Source organism: Corallococcus sp. CA041A (assembly GCF_003612075.1).
Classification (GTDB): domain Bacteria; phylum Myxococcota; class Myxococcia; order Myxococcales; family Myxococcaceae; genus Corallococcus; species Corallococcus exiguus.
On sequence record NZ_RAWF01000649.1, the window covers coordinates 1 to 447 of the forward strand.

Genomic DNA, 447 nt, shown 5'->3' on the forward strand with positions numbered 1-447 from the left:
CTGTTCATCGAACAGGGCTATACCGGCGTGAGCATGGACACCATCGCCGCTCAGGCCGGCGTCTCGAAACTGACTGTGTACAGCCACTTCGGCGACAAGGAGACCCTGTTCTCCGAGGCCGTGCAGTCGAAGTGCATTGAAATGCTGCCCGATGCCCTGTTCGTGGCCGACGCGGACGGCCCGCTGCGCGACCAGCTGATCGGCATCGGTCTGGCCTTCTTCGAACTGATCACGTCCGATGCGGCGATCTCGATCCAGCGCATGATGATGGCGCCGGAGACCGACGAACGCCTGCGCGAGCTGTTCTGGAAGGCAGGACCGGAACGTACCTGCGAGGCCCTGGCTGACTTCCTGCGGGCACGCGCCGAGCGCGGCGAGCTGGAAATCACCGACTATTCGCTGGCTGGCGAGCAGTTCCTGACCCTGGTCAAGGGTGAAGTGCACATG

Annotated in this window: 1 protein-coding gene; it reads left to right on the forward strand. The window is 63.3% G+C overall.

Going from position 1 to position 447, the window contains the following annotated elements; genetic code table 11:
- Positions 1-447, forward strand: a 447-nt coding sequence (locus tag D7V77_RS42590) for a TetR/AcrR family transcriptional regulator (RefSeq protein WP_120581776.1), incomplete at both ends; no start/stop codon positions are given.